Raw genomic sequence first — 18,880 nt, 5'->3', positions numbered from 1 at the left:
GATAGCTTGGTGCTACAAGGATTGGGGGATTAGAGTTTCTGATCGGTGGAGGGAGGATACTAGGCAATGCTTATGCTTAGTGTGCAGGTGATGACAATTACTGGAAATCCACAATAGAAGAGCCATGGAGGATGATATGGCGAGTTTTATCGATCGATAGCCATCCTTCCTTACGCAGTTCACCAAGGATGCGAGTAGCCGTAACACGAGTAGCCCCTATCAGACCTGCAATTTGTTGATGAGTTAATCGAGCACCAATCCGACAGCCATTTGGGACCTGTTCCCCTATTTCCCTTGCCAGCAATAACAGTAATTCCTGAAAGCGTTCGCTCACACGACGATGAAGATTTAGAGCTAATAAAGCCTCAGTTTGCTGGAGTCGTCGATTCAATTGAACTTGAATCCCTTGTGCCAGAATAGGCGACTGCTCCAACTCTTGCTGACTGATACGCATGAGTACGACATCCGTTAACGCAGTTGCTGTATAAGGATAAACTTGAGTCAAGGGCAAACCAAAGGGCATTTCTGGACAAGCCAATCCCAAGATTGCTTCATTCCCCTCACCATCCGATGTATGTAGTTGAACGATTCCTCGACACACGATCCAAATATCGTAGGAATGCAAAACGATGTTGAAACCCCTCTTGTAATCATAGGTTTGTCGTCCTTGATAAACCTCTTCAAGTAACTGTGACCAATGGAAAGAGGAGAGTGCTGGTGAAATCTGTGTTTGTGACATTGGTGCGTCCTGAGAGCTGGCCCTTACTCAAAAATCTCAACGTTGAGGTTAAATCTAAATTAAGAGTCATTCTCAATAGAGATATAATTGCTTTTCTTCAGAGCCATGTTCAAGTTCAAACTGAACATTGAGCTATGACCGCTAAAACCTATATCCTACGTATACTAACAATTCTCTCGTGAAGGCGTCGGGGTTATCTCGCATATTCCCAGTTGAGAAATTTCTCAACTGAAGTATCAACAGATCCATTGAGATTCGCCTATTTTTAAACACCCGGTATTTCATCAGAAATCACAATATTGAAGTTAATGAGACCATCCACTAATAAGTCATCGCTAAAGGGTGTCAGAGCGTCTTGAACTACGATTGAAATATACCCCCAGCGCAAATCGATGGCTTATACCCTCTCAGCCACCAAACTCATCACTTACCAGCAGTGCCCCAAAGCCTACAACTTCAGATATGAGCGGGGACTCTCTTCACCCTCTGCCTTTGGGTCACCTGCCTTTGGGATTGCCCTTCACAAAACTCTCGCAGATATCTACAAAGATTGGAACTACGATTACCCCCTCCCTTCCCTCGACTGGTTTGCCATGTGCTGGCAGCACCACACTGGAGAGCTGAAACCAGCCCAGATTCATGAGGGGTGGATGGCATTGCAGCTCTATTACGAGAAATACGTTGCCCCACTTCCTCAGATCCGCAAACCGATTGGCGTCGAGGGGAAGATCAAGGCTAGCTTCCAGGTGAACAATATCGAGTTTTCCATCACAGGCCGTTATGACCGCTTAGACTATACCGATAATGGCCTGGAGCTGATTGATTATAAAACGAGCAAGACGATTGGCCCGTCTGACGGTATTGATCTACAGCTTGGGTTGTACTTTTTGATTCTGGAGCAGATCTACCCAGAGGCTCTTGACACGCTGAGTTTGATTTATCTACGGCAAGGCCAGAAAGTTTCGTTTGATGTGACGCCTGATCATCACCAGCAGGTACGAGAGTTGATCGGGGACATCGCGGTAAAGCTCAGAGCAGATGATGAGTGGAAACCGGAAGTTGGTGGGCACTGCAACCACTGTGGTTATCAGAAGTACTGTCCTGCGAAGTCCAAGAAGCCAGAACCGTTACCGGAGGGGACGAGGGATGCGCGGCAAGTGCAACTGGTGTTGGGGATTTAGTCTGATGGATGGATTCAATGACTTAGCCCAACCAACGTTGAGACTGAGTAAACTCTGGCAATGTAATCACACACCTTAGAAAGTAAGGCTATCAAACTCAAGAAAAGCCCCAGGAAGCATAATTGCTTTGTCTTTTCTTGCTCTAATGGTGTTGATGACAGTGCTTTCCATCGTGTGTTTAGTTGTGGATCAATATAACAACGGAGATAGCATCGCTTCTGATGACTGCTCCAAAAGCGATGATCCAGAGGATACCCTAGCTCTTCTGGGTAAAAGTTAACCAGAGAATCTCCAAAATTCTCTCCCATTCCTTGATCTACAAAAATCAAGTCATGATGACAACAGGTCACTTTCGTAGGCTTGTTCCCCTCGGAACGAAGCAATACCCAATCTCCTTCTGAAAAGGCATCCGCACCCATAACCTCTCCCATCAGAAGCGGATCAAGCTGGGGTGTAGGAATATGATTATTAAAATCGCCATACTCGCTCATGGCTCTCTCCTCAGAATTCTAGGAGGATTCTTTCGCCTGAATTGATATCCTCACTTCTATTGTGAACAATGTTTTGGATTTGAGCATTGGGTGAGCGGAGCCGCCGAATCAATTCTCGAAAGGAGCTAGATAGAAACAAGTGTAGAACCTCGCTAATCCCTCACCCAACCCGGACAAGCATTGACCTTGCCCGTCTGGAATACGCTGAAAAGTTTCTATGCAAACTCTACGGGAATAAACCAGTGGGCGCAGCCAATGAACAAATAGGCATATGCGGGTACACCCAGTTCCAGTAGTCGCAGCAGACAGCAGATAGAGTCCTTACCACCAGAGAAGGCAACCAAGATATGGTCATAGGTGGACAAATCAGGGAGCGTCGAGGCGCCAGGCACCTGGAGGGGCAAGGCCATCTGAGTAGCGCTCATGATCCTGCCCCTAACAACACAACCTGAGTCGGACAGCAGGGCGTAAATCCGTGATTTTGACCGTGGTGAAGTTCTTGCTCCACTTCCCGGATTTGTCCTTGGAAATCATCAGAACATGCTGTCTGGAGACTGTTGAGAACACCTTGAGACGGGTGCCGTTTTGTCTCCTGAGCGTTCCGAGGAAGTACACCAGGTGATGCTGAGGCGAGTACACTAACTTGCTCATGGGATTTTCCTCCAATATTCAATTGGTTAATTTGGGTTGTGATTACCCTTCAATTTCGAGATAGGTGACGGCAAACGCACCCTCAATATCTGCATTGCACTTCCTAAAGCAGATGCAATCACCGTCTGGTTCTAGGAAGTACTCCATCCAGTACTCATGACGGACCTGATGTGCTTCAGCAGGGCAATCTGGATCGACAGCCTGAGCAAAAGTGGCTGGATCAAAATGACCGAGGGCATAGCAGCCTTGCAAGCCACCGATCCAATCACAGCCCACTTCCCACAATTCCAGTACTTCGATCATGGGACTGTCTCCTATTTCTATTCATAAGCAAACAAAAGGATGGAGTTGCCACCCTTCTGTTGAGGTCGTGATTCTGCTGTAGTGGCTATCGCTTTACCAGCAGGGGAGCCGCATGTAGCTGTGAGTAGACGTGGTAAATTTCACTTAGCGGAAACTGATGCGTTGTAGTAGGGCAACTTTCTTGCCGTGGGTTGCCCTTGATATTCGAGGTGTAGCTGAGTCTAATATTTATATCGGTGTAGGAATCCACTCGCCACAGCGAGGGCAATAACTCTGATCAACACCGGGAATGATTAGAGATTGGCAGTTAGAGCATTGCAGCCCTGGATCAGCGGAGATATCGCGGCCACCGTAGCAATCGGGTCGATGCTTGCGAACCACCTTCATTGCCAGGTTTCGGTGACAGAACTCGCCCGTCTTTTCCCAGCACAATAGGGTGCAATCTCCCTCTGGGGTAAGGGAGGCTAACCAAGAATTTACCTGGGGCCATGCCTGCTGGAGTTCCTGACGATATCGGTCGATATATCCTGCCTCGGTGAGCTGGTGATGCTTCCAATCATCAAGCAGTGCTTGGGACGGAGCCAGGAAGGGTAGCTTGGTATCAACCTGGAAGGATCGAGGATGAGATCGCGAAATGGATACCAACAAACCATGATGGTTATGAGGTTCAAAGTATGAGGCAGAGTAAAGCATCAGAACACAGCATCAGTTCGATTTTCGATTGCAGCCTGATGGCATTTTTCCAAATCAACCCCAGCCCACCTGATATTCTGCAATCGCTTGATCTGAGTCTTGCGATGTTGAATATGTAAGGTGTGCATTGTCGGTAACTTCTTCAGCAGTTCTTGACTGGGTTGGATACCCAGATTACGAGCGCATTCTTGGCAGAACCACTTGAATTGCGTTTGCTTGGGATTACTTACTGGCAGAGCTGCGATCGCAAGGTGGTATTGCTTGCATCTCCAGCAGTGCGTCATGAGTGGAGTCTTCAAGACATAAGCCCCTGCTTTCTTCTGCACGTTCCAATCTCCAAGCCTGATTCGGGTTGGGATTCTAGTTTCGGTTGGCATGATAGATTCTCCCTAGGAAACAGAAGCAATTAATTGCTTCAACTGAAGGCGAGTCTTTTAACAGGGAATCGCCTTTTTATTGGTCTATTGGTTCGACAGCAAAAGATTTGTGAACATCACACGGATTATTTTGCCGTCGTGGTAAATTCTGATGCGATTGTGAACAGCAATCTCTTTTAGGGCGACACACTACACTCCTGGTCGCCCTTTTCCATATCTCTGATGAGAGTCGTTAACCGCTTATCCCGGCCACATTAGCCATAGCTCTTTGAGCAATCGCCTTCCAATTTGTTTGGTCATCCCAATGGAAGTAGACTTTCTCAGAACCCAACCACACAGAACAAAACAACACTTTTTCCTCTTGATCGGAAGGGGTTGCTTCAATAGTGATGGGTTGTCGGAGTTGCTCTGGGGTAAGCATTGCGATCTCACTCAGGAATCCCTTAGCGAACACCGACTTATAACCTGCCTCCAGGGTATACAACCGATCAGCCTGCATCTTGAATCGAAGCTTATGACTCTTTTCGCCTCTATATTCTTTTGGAGGAAATTCTATACTCACCAAGTACCCTGTTAGAGCTGGGTATTCCAGTTCTTGTGGCTGGGTATTAGCATCGAGGGTATACCAAGTTTTTGTGTTGGCCCGATTACAGAATATTGCCAATCCACTAGGGCTTGGACCTAAGCCTAGCGGTCGGTTGAATGAAGAATGAGAAAGTCTTGGAGACTCAGAGGTCAATGTGGGTGGTGGTACTGAAACGGTCATATTATTTTTTCTCCAGATACGCGAAACCCCCAGCGAATAAGCCAGGGGTAATTAATAGGTGTGAAGCAAGGGAAATGATTTGAGCTAGCTTGTAGGTGGATGCGATTGCAAATGAACCGCCAGTGATCGCATCCGCTGAGACCAGGATTACAATACCTTACTCCAGTAAACTAACCGCACCCCCATCGCAGCCACGTACTCCCTGATGACCGACCCAAGGTTTTCCTGGGTTTGGGCCTGATGCAAATCAATCACCTAGAACGTGCGGCCATTCCAGGTCAGGATTTGAGCAACATGGATTTTCATGGAATTGCCTCCGGGCATCATGAAAAAGGCCCCTTGATGGGGGATACCAAGGAGCTGATTAGTAAAGATAAGAAATCAAAGAGAAGGTTTTGGGGAAGGGGGTACTTTTAATTGGGTTGCAAGGCTTGGAGATATCCCTCCAATGATTTAAAAGGGAAAACCCCGGACAGGAGATGCCGGGGTTTTAGAGAGTAACCGAAGATCGAGTGACAAACCCAATCGGTGAGAGAAGAAACTCAAAAATGAAGTATTGAGGCTTAAATACTAGATAATGCTAATTATTGTTAGGTTTTAGACTACATTTATAGACCCAATCAAGTTGTAAATTTGGGTACATATTAATCAAGGTCTTAACCAATCAGGGGAAAGAAAAGCTGGTATCAAGCCGTGGGAGCGGGGAATCCTGATTTGGTCCTCAACCCAGACAAAGGCATATGTGATTTCAGGAGACATGGGTCCAGCTTCAGAAAAGGACATGGCAAAATACCCCGGCAGAAAGAGCCAGGGCGTTGCAAATATTGGGGTGACGGGATAAGAGCTAGCTGTTGGTGATAACCGGAATGATGATTGCAAGCGCAGCAGTAAGGATGAGGCCAAAGGCCAGATTCACAACCTGTTGGCTAGCTTTCTGATAGATTTCCACCCTTTCATTAGTTTTAATAGTTTGCTCTTTAAGGGCATTTAGATCCTCACCAAAGCCAGTCAGTAACTCTTCAATGCGGTCAAGGTGATCAGGGTTTGATACTGTCATCAGAGGCTCCTTGGTTATTGTCATTGTATCAACCGAGAATGAGAAGCACCCCAGCCCGGAAGCCAGGATACAAGAGGAAATGCGGAGTTAGTACTCGCTGGAGTGCATGAGGGTCAGAACCCTGGTTGTCTTGGATAAATCCCCTGGGTCTTCTGAACCATGAATCAGATCCGGGGCAAAGTAATCAATTTTGAAGTTGAAGACTTCGCCATTCAATTTTATGCACCCAAAATTGTGCTCACCATACGGGTCATTTCCTGGGGTAAACTCATCGAACGTGCGGACCAGTCGAAAGAGTTCCTGTTGAACGACTGATGAAAGAGCCTGGACACCTTGAGTGGTGAAGACCTGGCCTAGGGTGTAGTCGCCTTGGCGAAATCGGTCATTAAGTTGGGCAATGGGGGATAGTGCGGTTGTTTCAATAGTTGCCATAATTATGTCCTCTGATTTTCCTGTAATGAAGCAGGGGCAATAAATGCCCCTTGCTTGACCTGGAGTTAGTTCCAGGTGTCTTCTGGATGTGTGTCAGAGGTGAAATGACGAGAGTCTCCAGATTCCCAAGGCTGGTGCTGATAGCCATTCTGGATAGGGACTTGGAGCCATTTCTTAGGAGTTAGCTTATTACGCTCTGAAAGCTCAGCGTCAGTCCAGGGTTGCCAAGCTTGGGTTAATGTATCGGTTAACATTGGCTAATACCTCTTAGTAGGTTTGCTAGGAGAGCCGCTGTTTTTTCTTGGTCGGAATCCCAGCGGCTCTCGTCAATGAAAGTTTTTTGAATCGTCTCTAGTTTTTAGCCTTAGAGGGCATCGCCTTACGGTCGCGGCACCAGCTTCAGGTGGTTGCTAGCGGTTGGGGGAAGGTCGCTGTCGCCCGGTCTTTAGTTGTGGTGGAAGCCTTTCTTGAGGCGCTTTCCTTTTCCTTCGGTATGCCCTGATAATACTACGATACTAATATCATGTCAACATGAAACTGATATCGTGTTATCGTTGGATAGTACGATGGAGTTATGAAAGTGATTACTAAATTGCCAGAATTAATGGAACAGGTGGGGATTGATCAAAAAACCCTCTCTGCTCGAACCGGGCTTAGTCCGACTACGGTTGGAAAAATCTATCGCGGACATTTTGACCGGATTGATAACCATACCGTCACCCAGCTTTGCAAATACTTTGGACTGAAAACAATTGCTGACTTGGTTGAAATTGACTGGGAACCTGATGACGTTGAGGGTGTTCAAATATGACTGCTAGCCAACCGGATCGACTGGATCGCATTGAACAAATGCTTGAACGCTTGGTCAATATTCAAGACAATCAGCAACGTTCCATTGAAAGTGTTCTCCAAGTGCAGGAAAAGCAACAATCTGCCTTTGAACGTCTCATGGAAGGGCAACTGGGATTACAAGCTCAAATGGGTGTGTTATCTGAAGCCATGCTAGAGACTCGTGAAGAAGCAAAACAACTTAAACGTGCCGTTGACTATCTTCTTTCTAGAGATGGAGAAATAGGTCGAGGGGGAAACCCAACTTCTTAGAAAGTACTGGGAAAAGGAATCAGAAACTACAGCCCTATCCTTGGACTTATCCTAGGAATTTCTGGGGTCTGCCTCTAGCGCTTCACTAGGCTATCGAGGAATTTTGAGAGGTAGTGGCATCAGGGATACGTTCACAACCTAAAAATTGAAGATGGCTATTACTGTCACATTTATGCGACACTTATAAATAGGAGATAGCATGAATCAGCAGCAGTGGGACATTCAAAAATATGTCACGGTTGCTGGTCAATGCCCTTTTGATGAATGGTTTGACAACCTTGATCCCAACTCCCAAGTAAGAATTGATGTCCGACTAGATCGACTGAGGCTAGGAAATTTTGGTGATCACAAGCAGCTAGGAGAAGGGGTCTATGAATTGCGATTCTTTTTCGGGCCAGGCTACCGACTCTATTTTGGCAAGATGAAAGGGCAGATCATTCTCTTACTCCTGGGTGGGTCCAAAAAACAGCAAAATAAGGATATCAAAACGGCACAAAAGCTATGGGCTGCTTACAAAGATGAACAGGGAGGAGCTTAGACGATGCCCGTAAAAAGCTATCAAGATGACCTACTGATTAGACTCTCGGATTCCGATTATGCCGCGAGATATCTAAAGGTTTCTCTGGACGAAACCCTTGAGGACGGCAATACAGAAGCATTTTTGTTGGCACTCAAGAATGTGATCGAAGCCAAGGGCAAAGTTAAGGATATTGCTACGGCTGCCGACATCACACGACAACATCTTCATCGACTCTTATCAGGTAATGGCAATCCAACTTTGGAGACATTGGCAGCGGTCTTGAATGCAGTGGGCCTTTCAATCGATTTCAAACCCATAGAAGAAGCATCTTCTAAGATATGAGACCAGCGTTTAACATCTTTGGGGTTGTTCGTTTTCATCCTGACGTTTTACCCCATGCCGAATATGACAAAGGCAGATGGAAAAATGATCCTTGGAATCAATGATGCACCTAGCTATGAAGGATTAATACAGGAATTCCCACCTCGACCCATCCATAACGATAGCCAGCTACAAGCTGCTCAAAATAGAATTGATGCTCTTATTGATTTAGAGCGTGAACTCACTTCAGATGAATCTGACTACCTGGACATCTTGGGAACACTGGTTTGGGAATACGAGCAGACCTTAGAACCTATTCCTGACATTAATGGGGTCGAGTTGCTGAAGGTTCTAGTGGAGGAGAGAGGGCTAAGGCAGAAAGATCTAGTGCCTATCTTTAAGGCAGAGTCAATTGTCTCAGATGTCTTTAAGTAACGAAGACAGCTAACAGCAAGGCATATACAGGAATTGGCAGAGTTTTTTAAAGTATCTCCCGCTGCATTTTTCCCAATCCAGCATTAATTCATACCTATGCCTAACCTGGCGTTTACCTGTTTTTCGCCACCAAGTTTTTACCGACTGGACACTTTTGCTTAGCCGACTCCACCTGTTTGCTCATTCGCCACTCAAAATTTTGCCCCAGTTGCTCAAGGTCGAGCAAGCCGTGTTGCCAGAGAATGATGTGGATCTGACCCATCTTGTATCACTGGATTTCCGTGAACTTTCGGATACAGAATCCACAAGAGCTTATTTACTATAGGGAAATAAATAGATAAGTATATATAGCAATTAACAACTATGTCACCGTTAGAAACAGAAAATCTTCCTATAGATGAAACCGATATCTTGTCAGAGATTGACGAGCTAGATGATATTGACCTTGATGATCTACTGAAGGAGCTACAACAAGATTAGAGCTTAGAAATATTAATTAAAAAGATTAGACTTATATGGATCCAATTAACCTAGCCCTCTGGAAAAACATAGAGACTCGTCTTGATGCTCCTTTCAGGCAAAATATGGTCGATCTCGTGTTAGAGATGGCTCGTGACCGTACCACCGATCCGCATAAGATAGCGACTTGGATGGTGACTACTTCTACCTACATCTGTTATGCCATTTTCGGGACGAATAATCCCATGCCCTTGCTCTCACTCTATATCCGAGCACTAGACACTTAGTATCCAGCTACCATGCAGAAAATATATGAAATATTATCCGATGAAGGTCTAGTGATATACGCTCCCTCGTCTCTTAAACGTGACGACTTTACGAGTATTCTCTGGGCGGCTGGTTCGACCTTTGCTAATGGCGAATTGAAACTGATAGAAGACAAGATCCATATCAACCCAAAGGGGTTACAGCGATTGAGATCGATTTGGCAAGCACCCACTAGGAAGTGCAATAACCTTTCGAGCAACGCTGAGTATACAAGCCAATAGTATGGGTGGCGCATAGAGGCGAACAGCATAGACCTCTAAGATCAAATTAACCACCTTTCCACAAGCGGACGAGGTATCAAAGATCTTTCACTCCTAAACCGTCGATTTGGATGGTAAGCCCAGTAATTCGCTGCAAGCAGCGGAGATGTACCCTTTCTAGATTCAACCCTACCCAGACTCAACTAAACGCGAAGTTCAATCGTGCCAACAGCCGCTACCTAGCTTGTAAAGAGTATGGGCAAATATACGTTCATCTCGATCCTCAAGAATGTTCTCGACCTTAGCTCGATATCGCTGCCATAGACCATCCAGGTCTCTGGCTGGTCTGTTGATCAATGCCGTTGGCGTTGTCTGACTTTCTTTGATGTGTGTTGCTACAAATTCTCCTCGCTGTTCACACGTAGGATATTTAACCAGCAACTGTTCGACCGTGGGCGGTCCAACATGCCCAAAGTCGATGTAAAGGAATCCTGCAACCACGATTACCAGGGGAGCAATAACTATCAAGAAGACTCCAATTGCATAATCGCTGAGTTTCTTCATATTCGTGCCTCCTCAATTACTGGATATTGGCAACCCGATGCTTGGCATTGCTTGATTTTTGAGTCTCTCTTAGTTTCTGAATATCAACCCATTCAGCTTTATCAAGATTGCTGATGACATCACTGACCATTCCCAAGAGAACTCTTGCCCCACTCTCACTGTATCCAAGACGGCATTCCTTGGCTTATCCTCTGTCCTCACGGTAAATTGTCCCTGGAACTCACCAGGGGATAAGCGATGAGCATATGGGGACCAGGCAGCTTCGAGAATGACGACGCATTAGACTGGATGGCGGAACTGGCCGATTCAGATGACGACAATCCGATCATTGATGCTCTAAACACCGTCATCGACCAAGCAGATGAGTCCCCAGAAGCCCCAGATTGTGCGGTTGCCCTTGCAGCGGTGGAGGTTGTGGCAGCTTGGATGGGTGAGCCTACTGAAGATTGCCCAGAGGAGGTGGAGGTATGGGTTGAAGGACGGCCAGCCCCACCCGCAACGATGATATCTCAAGCGAGATATGTTGCCGAGGCCATTTCAGAAAAGTCTGAACTCAAAAAGTTGTGGAAGAATTCAGATGATTTTGAACTATGGCAGACTTCCGTGAATGATTTGCTAGGTAGGTTGCTTTACTGAGATCGATACTGGTTATACAGAAGGATCTGAAGCCTCTTGCTCCTCATTAGATAGATATGAAGAATAACGAAGTAAAGCTTTAGATTTAACGACAAAGCTTGATAGTAGTCAGATAGACGACCTGGCTCATCATTTATGGGTATGAGATAACATGCGTGTATCTGGCATATTATTCGACCTCGAAGGTGTACTGCTTAAAGCTAAGACTCATGAAGTGCTAATAGGAGCAGTAGAACTAATAGATTTTTGTCGTCTCAATCAACTACCCTTTGGGGTTATTTCAAATAACACTGTTAAACGTCCTGAGACTCTAATCACTCTTCTCAATGAAAGAGAGCTTTCTATTGAGGCAAATCAACTGCTCACACCTCTTCAATTCTTATCGAGCGAACTACTGAATATCGACACAGCTCTCGTAATCGGTAGCCCAACGCTCAAAACTTTCATACAAGAGCATGATGTTGAGGTAGACGACACCCCTAACGTTAATGCTGTGATTTGTGGTGGCGGATATAGCATTAACAATCACAATATTGATGCAGCATATTCAGCAATTGCCCATGAAAAAAGCCGTTTCCTCTGCTTGCATAAAAATCGAGTGTTCAAAGATGCAAATGGCATTACTCGACCTGATGTTGGATGTATCGTTACTGGATTGGAATATTCAACGGGTAGAAAAGCCAAAACCCTAGGAAAACCTAGTCCTGAGTATTTTACGAAAGCAACCCTAGACTGGGACCTGAGTCCAGAAGAGATCTTGTTAATCAGCGACGATCCTATCTCTGATTTAGGGGGCGGAAAGGCCATGGGATTTCAAACAGCATTTATATTAACGGGTAAGTATTCTGAGGAGATCATTAATGACCTAGAGCAAGCACCCGATCATTGCTGGTTAAATTTAGTGCAAGCGCAATCAGAGATCTCAATGATGGTTAAAGATTAGGCTGCTAATCGCATCAATCAAGACAGGACAATTCAGAGCTTTATCGCTTCAAGTGCCGTCCCCAAGCATGGAGGAAACCTAACCTATCACTAGCTTGGAGAGGTTACAGAAAGCTAATTCTAAGACACATTTTAGATCTACTCCTATTCAGCTCTCAGAGTTCAACTGCTGCTTAAAAAATACACGGGTGAGCAATCTATGACCCGAAAAAGCGCAATTATCCTCAGCTTAACCCTCGGATTATTCATTGGAGCTTCTTGGGTTCACTTCTAGAACATCATCAGACCTAAGTTTTCCCAGTAATTGTTCAGGTGGTGGGAGTTTTAGGGGAAGTTAGGTGTGAAGTATTGGGGTTGAGATCATGGTTTGGCATGATGAATGATCAAACCCGGCCATTGACACTGAATTAAGTCAACTCGAAATAAACTCACTCCAATAATCAACTCTCCCGAAAGTTATTGTCTTATAGTCATTGCCAAATATGTAGGGTTTTCTCGACATGAAAAGTGGGGTTCTCAAGATTCTCAACGAAGGCCAGATATTGCATATTAGATGCAACACAAAGAAAGCGATTGTTTTCGCTATTCGATTGCAAGTAACTGTGAGGTAAAAATCATATGATGATTAATTACTGGAACCCAATTGAAGAAATTGATACCGTTCGCAGACAACTCGATCACCTTTTTGAGGATGCCATCGATACAGGCAAATCTTCAAATTATCCGAGTTGGGCACCTGCCGTAGAGCTATGGGACACGGGTGATGCCCTGATTCTCAAAGCCTTTCTACCTGGAGTTAATGCGGACAGCTTAGATATTCAAGCCACTCGTGAATCTATTTCTATCGCTGGAGAACGTCACCCTGAAGACCTGCAGGAAGGAACCAAGCGGTTATTCTCTGACATCAATTATGGTCACTTTCGTCGAGCCAGCAAACTGCCTGTTGCTATTCAAAACACCAAAGTTGAGGCATCTTTTGAGCAAGGTCTTCTTACCCTTAGGCTACCTAAAGTTGAAGAGGAGCAGAACAAAGTTGTCAAAGTCAACCTTCTAAACAAGGGGGAAACATCACAGGCTGCACTAGAGGCTAGCCACAACTCCTAAAACAACTGACACTAGTCGTTCATCTTTGTATTCAAGTCTCTAATTTAAGCGAAGGGAAATCTATGATCTTCTTTAGATTTCTCTTCGCCCATAGTGTAAGGCAGTATCTGGGAGCAGATAAATGCTCAGCCACTAAAGGAGACAACTGACAAGATATTCCAAATGCCCAGCACTCGTGATCCAATTAGAGGTATTCCTCTGAAAGAAAAACCAGAAGGCATATCTCGGTGTGGGATGTCTCATGCAACGATTGCCCAGAATATTTTTACGAGTCGTTGGTATGAGATATCTGCGAACGGGCAGGTCATTGGTTCGGCTCTGGACTTGGACTTTTACAAACAGGATGCTACTCAAGGGCAAAATTCTGGGTCTACGGTTAAAACCAAGGAATTATCGAAGATTTAGAGCTGAGTTACTAACAGAATCGCTCATCTTATTTCAGTTGAAGCTTCTTATGTAAAAATTCGATATCCAATGCCATCCTGACTAATTGGATCGGTTATCCGCTAACCATAAATCTAAAACTATATGCAATCATTTAGTGGTCATCGTGATACTGCTAGAGAGATTTTTTAACCCATGCCGAGAAAGAAAAAGCAAGCTAAACCCTTAACAGGAAAAGACTTAGTAGCCAAAGTAAAACAACTGAGTGATTACACTCGTGAAGAAAAAGCGAAAGCTTGCGGATATGTTTCTAATGATAAAGATGGCTCTGAGCGAATTAAAACTATCGCGTTTCTCAATGCTCTATTGGATGCGGAAGGCATCGATTTAGATAGCCAATCTCCTAACGGAAACGGCAATAGTGGGCGCAAAGCCAGTTATAAAGTCAGCGTTCAATCCAATGGCAATATTTTGGTGGGCCGTACATATACCCAAGCCTTGGAACTTGAACCTGGAGATGAATTTGAAATTGCTGTCGGTCGCAAACACATTCATTTGACCAAGGTTGCTTAGTCCATTGAAATACTGATGCAACAAACTCCCCAGCAAGGTCTTATGCTGGGGAGTTTTTGGTTAGCCATGAAAAACCCAGCAATGAAAGTCCCTGCATTCAGTGCGGGTAAGGACTTCAAAGATAAGGTTAAGGGCTGATAGACTAAAACTACGTCAAATTCAATCACTCGAATCCTACTCAACCAAGCTGGCAGATATTGCTATGATTCTGTCAGCTTCCTTATGGGTGCCTTCACCTTAAGAAACATCAATTATCCTTCCCATACCAGGCAATTCAGGGTAATTCTCTACCAGTGATGTTTCCCAGGTTCAATGATGGCTACCAAACATGACAGTCTTCATTTCTACCTCAAAGAAATGGCTCGATATCCTCTCCTTTCCCATGAAGAAGAAATTGAGCTGGCTAGACAAGCAAAAGCGGGGAGCCTCCGGGCTAAGCAAAGGATGATCGAATGCAACCTGCGCTTAGTTGTCTCTATTGCCAAGAAACATCAGAACCGAGGACTACCACTGCTGGATCTGATCCAAGAAGGCAGCATTGGATTAAGTACTGCTGTAGACAAGTTTGACCTTGCCCAAGGTTGTCGTTTCAGCACCTATGCCTACTGGTGGATTCGACAAGGGATTACGGCTGCACTGCGAGAAAAATCACGTCCCATCTACCTACCTCATAATCATTGGGATAAGGCCAACAAAATCAAGAAGCACTATCGAGAACTCAATCAAACACTAGGTCGAAAACCATCCCTCTCAGAATTATCGGAAGCCACCGATATCAAGCCGAAAACCATTAATCGTACCCTGCAATTATTCCAAAAGGTATCGTCCCTCGATCAGCCCGTTGGTCCTGAACAAAAAGATTCTCTCCTCGATTTACTGGCTGGAGATGATCAGCCTACTCAGTATATGGAGTCACTGCAACTTGACGAAGAACTGTCTCAGGTAATGGCGAATCTCGATGAACGAGAACGATTTGTACTCAGCCAGAGATATGGCTTGGAAGATAATCAACCCAAGTCGATGAAAGCCATCGGCCAACAGATTGGATTGAGCCATGAAGCTATACGATTAATCCTCAACAAAATAATGAAGAAGCTGGAGAGATATGCAGTATCTGCCTGAAGTCATCATCAAAACGGTAAGTGCCAAAACTGAAGCGATGATTTTCTGGGTATGTTTCCAAAAAGCATCAAAGAGGAATGATCATGTCTCGCCTTTTAATCGTTGAGTCCCCCGGCAAAATCAAGAAACTGCGCTCCATCCTCGGTCCAGGCTGGAATGTCCAGGCATCGGTTGGACATATACGGCAATTGGCAAATGAAGGCACCGACAATCTTGGTTTTGTTGCTGAAAACGGCAAAATTAAATGCCGCTACGAACCCAGAGATGACCGGGCGAAAAAGACCATAGCCAATCTCAAGGCCGCAGCCCAGCAAGCCGACGAGATTTTCATTGCCTCCGACCCCGACCGGGAAGGCGAGGTTATCGGTTGGCATGTTGCCCAGGTGCTAGGTCTCAAGCAGCCCAAGCGGGTTGTCTATCAGGAAATCACAGAACGAGCCGTTAGACAGGCCATCTCTAACCCAAAATCGCTAGACATGGATTTAGTTGAGGCTGGTCGTTGCAGAGACTGCCTCGATAAACTCGTGGGGTATCGTGGCTCTCCCTTAGTCTGGCGACTGAACAATGGGGCCAAATCAGTAGGCCGAGTCCAATCAGCGACCCTTCATTTAGTTTGCCAGCGAGAGCGGGAGATACAAGCCTTTGTTCCCCAGGATTATTGGTCGGTCTTCGTGGATTACGCCGAGGGCTTCAGGGCTTACTATCACGGAAGCACCCAAGCAAACGGCCAGGACGAACACAGCATTGATGATTCTGGTTCAGAGACCAAAACCGAAGAATCCACACGAGTGCTTTCCCAGGCTGAGGCCGATTCCTTGGTTGCGATCGCACGTAGCAACCCTCATCAGGTCATCTCTATCGAGGGCAAAATCACACCCAAGAAGCCCCCTGCTCCCTTCACCACCTCAGCCTTACAGCAGGCCGCAGGTTCACGTCTCAAGTTCAGTCCAGAGCAGACCATGCAGGTTGCTCAAAAGCTTTATGAGGCTGGCTTAATTACCTATATGAGAACCGATTCTGTCGCGCTGTCCCCAGACTACTGCTTAGCGGCCAAGCGATGGCTGGAGCAGAATGACGCTGATAATGTCCCCAAGAAAGTATCCAAGCAGAAGGTCTCAAAGCAAGCCCAGGAAGGGCACGAGGCTATTCGACCCACGGACATCTTCAAACCCTCCGCAGAACTGAAGCAAGCGCTACCCGACGATCAGTTCAAGCTGTATGTATTGATTTGGACACGGGCTTTAGCCTCCCAATGCAAACCCGCTCAGATCCGAAAGACCATTGTCATCAGTCAATCTGGCGAGATTCAATGGAAAGCTAAGGGGAATCTCGTGGAATTCAAGGGCTACTCGAAATACTGGAAAGACATCAAGGCCGATACTGAGCTGCCCACTCTTCAGGAGCAACAGCCCCTCACCCTGGCCCAGGCCGATTCTCAGCAGAAGCAGACCCAGCCCCCCTCTCGGTACAGTGAACCGAAGTTGGTGCAACTGATGGAGAAGAAAGGGATTGGCCGACCATCCACCTATGCCCCCACGATCAAGACCATCAAAAGCCGTGGCTATGTGACGCTTATCAAAGGCAGACTCCAACCGACTTCTATGGGCCTTGAGGTTGACCAGTTCATGGGTGGGGCGCTCCCTGAGTTATTAGAGGCTGAATTCACGGCTCAGATGGAGAGTTCCTTGGATGCGATCTCAGAAGGGAATCAGGAATGGCAAGACTATTTGATCGGCTGGAATCGGAGCTACTTTGCTCCAGCCCTGGCTAAGGCTAAGCAAGGTTTACCCGAACCCACCTCTTACGGCAGTAATGGGGGGAAGGCTTTGCAGAAGTCCAGAACCAAGTGCCCTAAATGTAGCCAGCCTATGGGCAAAGTGCCCAGCAAGAAGGTCAAAAAGGGGCATTTCCTCAAGTGTGAGGACGGCTGCACGGCTGATGATGGTCGGGGTCTGGTGATGTTCTGGTCTGACCGGGACAAGAGCTGGCAATTACCAAAAGCCAAATCTGACCAGCCCACCGCACCAGCAGAACTGACGGATTACCCATGCCCAGTTTGCAAGGCGAAGCTGGAGATTTATAGGTACGAGAAGGATAGTCAGCCCAAGCAAATGCTCAGGTGTTCTGACCCAAAGGCAAGGACTAATAAAAAGCATAAGAATGCCGTTTATTTTGCCAGCAAGGGACGGTGGTGGAGTCCGAAATATGGGGAGTTGGAAACAGAGTAAAATGTACTTTATAATTTTTTTTAAAAACTTAACTACTCTAGACTTGAAGTCTAGAGGTTAAAGAAGGGACTGAAAGCCCTAATCTATAGCTGCGTCATCAACTTATCAATCTGATGTCAATATAAAAACCTCTAGCTTTTAATGTTATAAATCTCTATTTTTTGAGATGTGTAGCAACTAAAACATTGCACTAAAATACATATTTTTGTACTAGCGTATTTATCATGATAAAGAGTTTCAGCTATACTGAATAGCTGAACATCTAAATTAAATTTAACAGACAACTAAGTATTTAACTCCATTATTTTGTGACGGCAGTCATCTAAATTTCTTTGAGCTGTAACTGCACTATCATCTTCATATCCATTTAGTTCTTGAAAATATACAAGAAGCTTGGCATAAAAATGCTCTGCTGCCTCATATTTTCCTTGGTCATAGTAGAGTTGCGCTAGATTCTGAAGATCACATATGTCACAAAAATCTTCAGAATCTAGCTTCTCTTGTATCTCAAGGGACTGCACATAGAAATATTCTGCCTTCTCATAACGTCTTTGGTAGAAATAGAAGCCTGCTAGACTACTGAGGCTTGCTGCAACTTTGAGATGCTCATAGCCAAAAAAATTCTGATTTATCTCTAAGGCTTGCATATAAAGGGTTTCAGCCTCCTCACAACGTCCTTGATATTTGTAGAAGCCTGCCAGATCTTCGAAGCTGGTCGCGACATCAGGATGTTCGGTTCCCAAGAGCTTCTGCCTCATCTCCAAGGCTTGCACATAGAAAGATTCCGCCTCCTCATAACGTTCTAGTATTGAGTAATTTAGTGCCAAGGCACTCTGGAAATCTGCAATATCAGTAGTTTCATTACTTTGTAGCTTCTCACTTGTTTTAAGTGCTTGTAGGTAGAATGGTTCTGCATCCTCATACCTTGTTACCTTGAAGTAAAAGTCAGCAAGCCTACTGAGGCTTGCTATAACATCAAGATGATTTGTACCCAAGAGCTTCTGCCTCATCTCCAACGCTTGAAGATATAGAGACTCTGTTTCTTCAAGATTTCCAAACTGATACATTTTGATTCTTGCTAAATTGTCAAGATTACTAGCAACATCAAGATGTTTATAATCTAGCTGCTGGTATATCTCCAGGGCTTGTTGATAGAGAGGGCTTGCTTCCTCATACCGTCCTTGACTATAGTATCCAAACGCAAGACTATTAAGGTTATTAGCAACTTCTAGTAAGTAAATTAACGGATTATTCATAACATTTGAGATTAAAGC

30 protein-coding genes are annotated in these 18,880 nt (G+C 45.4%); 16 read left to right on the top strand and 14 right to left on the bottom strand.

Annotated features, from left to right (window positions below; all coding sequences use genetic code 11):
* Positions 1–97: 97 nt before the first annotated feature.
* On the bottom strand, positions 98–739 hold the full coding sequence (locus AM1_RS33925) for a Crp/Fnr family transcriptional regulator (RefSeq protein WP_012167750.1): 642 nt from the start codon (positions 737–739) through the stop codon (positions 98–100).
* Between the two features lie 392 nt (positions 740–1,131).
* Here AM1_RS33925 and AM1_RS33920 point away from each other — a divergent pair, with 392 nt between their 5' ends.
* Positions 1,132–1,920 carry a RecB family exonuclease gene (locus AM1_RS33920; RefSeq protein ID WP_012167753.1) on the top strand — a complete coding sequence of 263 codons (789 nt, stop codon included), beginning with the start codon at positions 1,132–1,134 and terminating at the stop codon, positions 1,918–1,920.
* 14 nt (positions 1,921–1,934) lie between these two features.
* Here AM1_RS33920 and AM1_RS33915 read toward each other — a convergent pair whose 3' ends face one another.
* The 7 genes from AM1_RS33915 to AM1_RS33890 form a co-directional block, all read right to left on the bottom strand.
* Positions 1,935–2,411 carry a hypothetical protein gene (locus AM1_RS33915; protein WP_012167754.1) on the bottom strand — a complete coding sequence of 159 codons (477 nt, stop codon included), beginning with the start codon at positions 2,409–2,411 and terminating at the stop codon, positions 1,935–1,937.
* 215 nt (positions 2,412–2,626) lie between these two features.
* A complete protein-coding gene (locus tag AM1_RS33910) occupies positions 2,627–2,836 on the bottom strand; it encodes a hypothetical protein (RefSeq protein ID WP_041661390.1) in 210 nt (69 codons plus the stop codon).
* Between the two features lie 10 nt (positions 2,837–2,846).
* A complete protein-coding gene (locus tag AM1_RS42680) occupies positions 2,847–3,062 on the bottom strand; it encodes a hypothetical protein (protein ID WP_187152994.1) in 216 nt (71 codons plus the stop codon).
* A 42-nt stretch (positions 3,063–3,104) separates the two neighbouring features.
* Complete coding sequence (locus AM1_RS33905) at positions 3,105–3,365, bottom strand: hypothetical protein (RefSeq protein ID WP_012167758.1); 261 nt, start codon at positions 3,363–3,365, stop codon at positions 3,105–3,107.
* Between the two features lie 228 nt (positions 3,366–3,593).
* Positions 3,594–4,058, bottom strand: coding sequence for a DUF488 family protein, N3 subclade (locus AM1_RS33900; RefSeq protein WP_012167759.1), 465 nt, complete (start codon positions 4,056–4,058; stop codon positions 3,594–3,596).
* Entirely contained in the window at positions 4,058–4,435 is a 378-nt protein-coding gene (locus AM1_RS33895) for a hypothetical protein (RefSeq protein WP_012167761.1), read from the bottom strand. Before AM1_RS33895 ends, AM1_RS33900 begins: the two co-directional genes overlap by 1 nt.
* A 232-nt stretch (positions 4,436–4,667) precedes the next feature.
* Positions 4,668–5,201 carry a hypothetical protein gene (locus AM1_RS33890; RefSeq protein WP_012167763.1) on the bottom strand — a complete coding sequence of 178 codons (534 nt, stop codon included), beginning with the start codon at positions 5,199–5,201 and terminating at the stop codon, positions 4,668–4,670.
* 240 nt (positions 5,202–5,441) lie between these two features.
* Between AM1_RS33890 and AM1_RS42675 the strand changes: the two genes are divergently transcribed.
* Positions 5,442–5,618: a hypothetical protein gene (locus tag AM1_RS42675; protein WP_012167764.1), complete on the top strand. Its 177-nt coding sequence runs from the start codon at positions 5,442–5,444 to the stop codon at positions 5,616–5,618.
* Between the two features lie 427 nt (positions 5,619–6,045).
* Here the strand turns inward: AM1_RS42675 and AM1_RS33885 are convergent, their stop codons facing one another.
* The 3 genes from AM1_RS33885 to AM1_RS33875 form a co-directional block, all read right to left on the bottom strand.
* Entirely contained in the window at positions 6,046–6,258 is a 213-nt protein-coding gene (locus tag AM1_RS33885; protein ID WP_049783900.1) for a hypothetical protein, read from the bottom strand.
* A gap of 87 nt (positions 6,259–6,345) precedes the next feature.
* Positions 6,346–6,690 (bottom strand): DUF3768 domain-containing protein, encoded by a 345-nt coding sequence (locus tag AM1_RS33880; RefSeq protein WP_012167766.1) that lies wholly within the window; start codon positions 6,688–6,690, stop codon positions 6,346–6,348.
* Positions 6,691–6,755: 65 nt separating this feature from the next.
* Positions 6,756–6,944, bottom strand: coding sequence for a hypothetical protein (locus AM1_RS33875; RefSeq protein ID WP_012167767.1), 189 nt, complete (start codon positions 6,942–6,944; stop codon positions 6,756–6,758).
* A 320-nt stretch (positions 6,945–7,264) separates the two neighbouring features.
* Between AM1_RS33875 and AM1_RS33870 the strand changes: the two genes are divergently transcribed.
* From AM1_RS33870 to AM1_RS33850, 5 genes are all read left to right on the top strand, one after another.
* Positions 7,265–7,501, top strand: coding sequence for a helix-turn-helix domain-containing protein (locus tag AM1_RS33870; RefSeq protein WP_010478845.1), 237 nt, complete (start codon positions 7,265–7,267; stop codon positions 7,499–7,501).
* Positions 7,498–7,791 carry a hypothetical protein gene (locus AM1_RS33865; protein WP_010478846.1) on the top strand — a complete coding sequence of 98 codons (294 nt, stop codon included), beginning with the start codon at positions 7,498–7,500 and terminating at the stop codon, positions 7,789–7,791. Before AM1_RS33870 ends, AM1_RS33865 begins: the two co-directional genes overlap by 4 nt.
* A gap of 199 nt (positions 7,792–7,990) precedes the next feature.
* Positions 7,991–8,329, top strand: a complete 339-nt coding sequence (locus AM1_RS33860) for a type II toxin-antitoxin system RelE/ParE family toxin (protein ID WP_012167768.1) — start codon at positions 7,991–7,993, stop codon at positions 8,327–8,329.
* A gap of 3 nt (positions 8,330–8,332) precedes the next feature.
* Entirely contained in the window at positions 8,333–8,653 is a 321-nt protein-coding gene (locus AM1_RS33855; protein WP_012167769.1) for a helix-turn-helix domain-containing transcriptional regulator, read from the top strand.
* Between the two features lie 54 nt (positions 8,654–8,707).
* Positions 8,708–9,067 (top strand): helix-turn-helix domain-containing protein, encoded by a 360-nt coding sequence (locus tag AM1_RS33850; protein WP_390610090.1) that lies wholly within the window; start codon positions 8,708–8,710, stop codon positions 9,065–9,067.
* Between the two features lie 112 nt (positions 9,068–9,179).
* On the opposite strand, the gene AM1_RS39335 is transcribed toward AM1_RS33850, so the two are convergent.
* Positions 9,180–9,329: a DUF2949 domain-containing protein gene (locus AM1_RS39335; protein WP_012167771.1), complete on the bottom strand. Its 150-nt coding sequence runs from the start codon at positions 9,327–9,329 to the stop codon at positions 9,180–9,182.
* A gap of 253 nt (positions 9,330–9,582) precedes the next feature.
* On the opposite strand from AM1_RS39335, the gene AM1_RS44610 reads away from it, so the two are divergent.
* Entirely contained in the window at positions 9,583–9,813 is a 231-nt protein-coding gene (locus AM1_RS44610) for a hypothetical protein (RefSeq protein WP_390610087.1), read from the top strand.
* A 456-nt stretch (positions 9,814–10,269) separates the two neighbouring features.
* Here the strand turns inward: AM1_RS44610 and AM1_RS33840 are convergent, their stop codons facing one another.
* Entirely contained in the window at positions 10,270–10,617 is a 348-nt protein-coding gene (locus AM1_RS33840) for a hypothetical protein (protein ID WP_012167773.1), read from the bottom strand.
* Between the two features lie 237 nt (positions 10,618–10,854).
* Between AM1_RS33840 and AM1_RS33835 the strand changes: the two genes are divergently transcribed.
* The 8 genes from AM1_RS33835 (at position 10,855) to topA (ending at position 17,606) form a co-directional block, all read left to right on the top strand.
* Positions 10,855–11,253 carry a DUF4259 domain-containing protein gene (locus AM1_RS33835; protein WP_012167775.1) on the top strand — a complete coding sequence of 133 codons (399 nt, stop codon included), beginning with the start codon at positions 10,855–10,857 and terminating at the stop codon, positions 11,251–11,253.
* 151 nt (positions 11,254–11,404) lie between these two features.
* Positions 11,405–12,196, top strand: a complete 792-nt coding sequence (locus tag AM1_RS33830) for an HAD-IIA family hydrolase (protein ID WP_012167776.1) — start codon at positions 11,405–11,407, stop codon at positions 12,194–12,196.
* A gap of 617 nt (positions 12,197–12,813) precedes the next feature.
* Entirely contained in the window at positions 12,814–13,299 is a 486-nt protein-coding gene (locus AM1_RS33825) for an Hsp20/alpha crystallin family protein (protein WP_012167778.1), read from the top strand.
* Between the two features lie 162 nt (positions 13,300–13,461).
* Positions 13,462–13,704 carry a hypothetical protein gene (locus AM1_RS33820; protein ID WP_012167779.1) on the top strand — a complete coding sequence of 81 codons (243 nt, stop codon included), beginning with the start codon at positions 13,462–13,464 and terminating at the stop codon, positions 13,702–13,704.
* A gap of 174 nt (positions 13,705–13,878) precedes the next feature.
* Positions 13,879–14,256, top strand: coding sequence for an AbrB family transcriptional regulator (locus tag AM1_RS33815; protein ID WP_012167780.1), 378 nt, complete (start codon positions 13,879–13,881; stop codon positions 14,254–14,256).
* A 15-nt stretch (positions 14,257–14,271) separates the two neighbouring features.
* Entirely contained in the window at positions 14,272–14,394 is a 123-nt protein-coding gene (locus AM1_RS44145; protein ID WP_012167781.1) for an HU family DNA-binding protein, read from the top strand.
* Between the two features lie 177 nt (positions 14,395–14,571).
* A complete protein-coding gene (locus AM1_RS33810) occupies positions 14,572–15,378 on the top strand; it encodes a sigma-70 family RNA polymerase sigma factor (protein WP_041661408.1) in 807 nt (268 codons plus the stop codon).
* An 83-nt stretch (positions 15,379–15,461) separates the two neighbouring features.
* Positions 15,462–17,606, top strand: coding sequence for a type I DNA topoisomerase (gene topA, locus AM1_RS33805; RefSeq protein ID WP_012167784.1), 2,145 nt, complete (start codon positions 15,462–15,464; stop codon positions 17,604–17,606).
* Positions 17,607–17,890: 284 nt separating this feature from the next.
* On the opposite strand, the gene AM1_RS33800 is transcribed toward topA, so the two are convergent.
* A complete protein-coding gene (locus tag AM1_RS33800) occupies positions 17,891–18,862 on the bottom strand; it encodes a tetratricopeptide repeat protein (RefSeq protein ID WP_012167785.1) in 972 nt (323 codons plus the stop codon).
* Positions 18,863–18,880 lie beyond the last annotated feature (18 nt).

The organism is Acaryochloris marina MBIC11017, from assembly GCF_000018105.1.
Classification (GTDB): Bacteria; Cyanobacteriota; Cyanobacteriia; order Thermosynechococcales; family Thermosynechococcaceae; genus Acaryochloris; species Acaryochloris marina.
The sequence above is the reverse complement of the archived record's forward strand: the minus strand, read 5'-3'. Positions and strand labels throughout refer to the sequence as shown.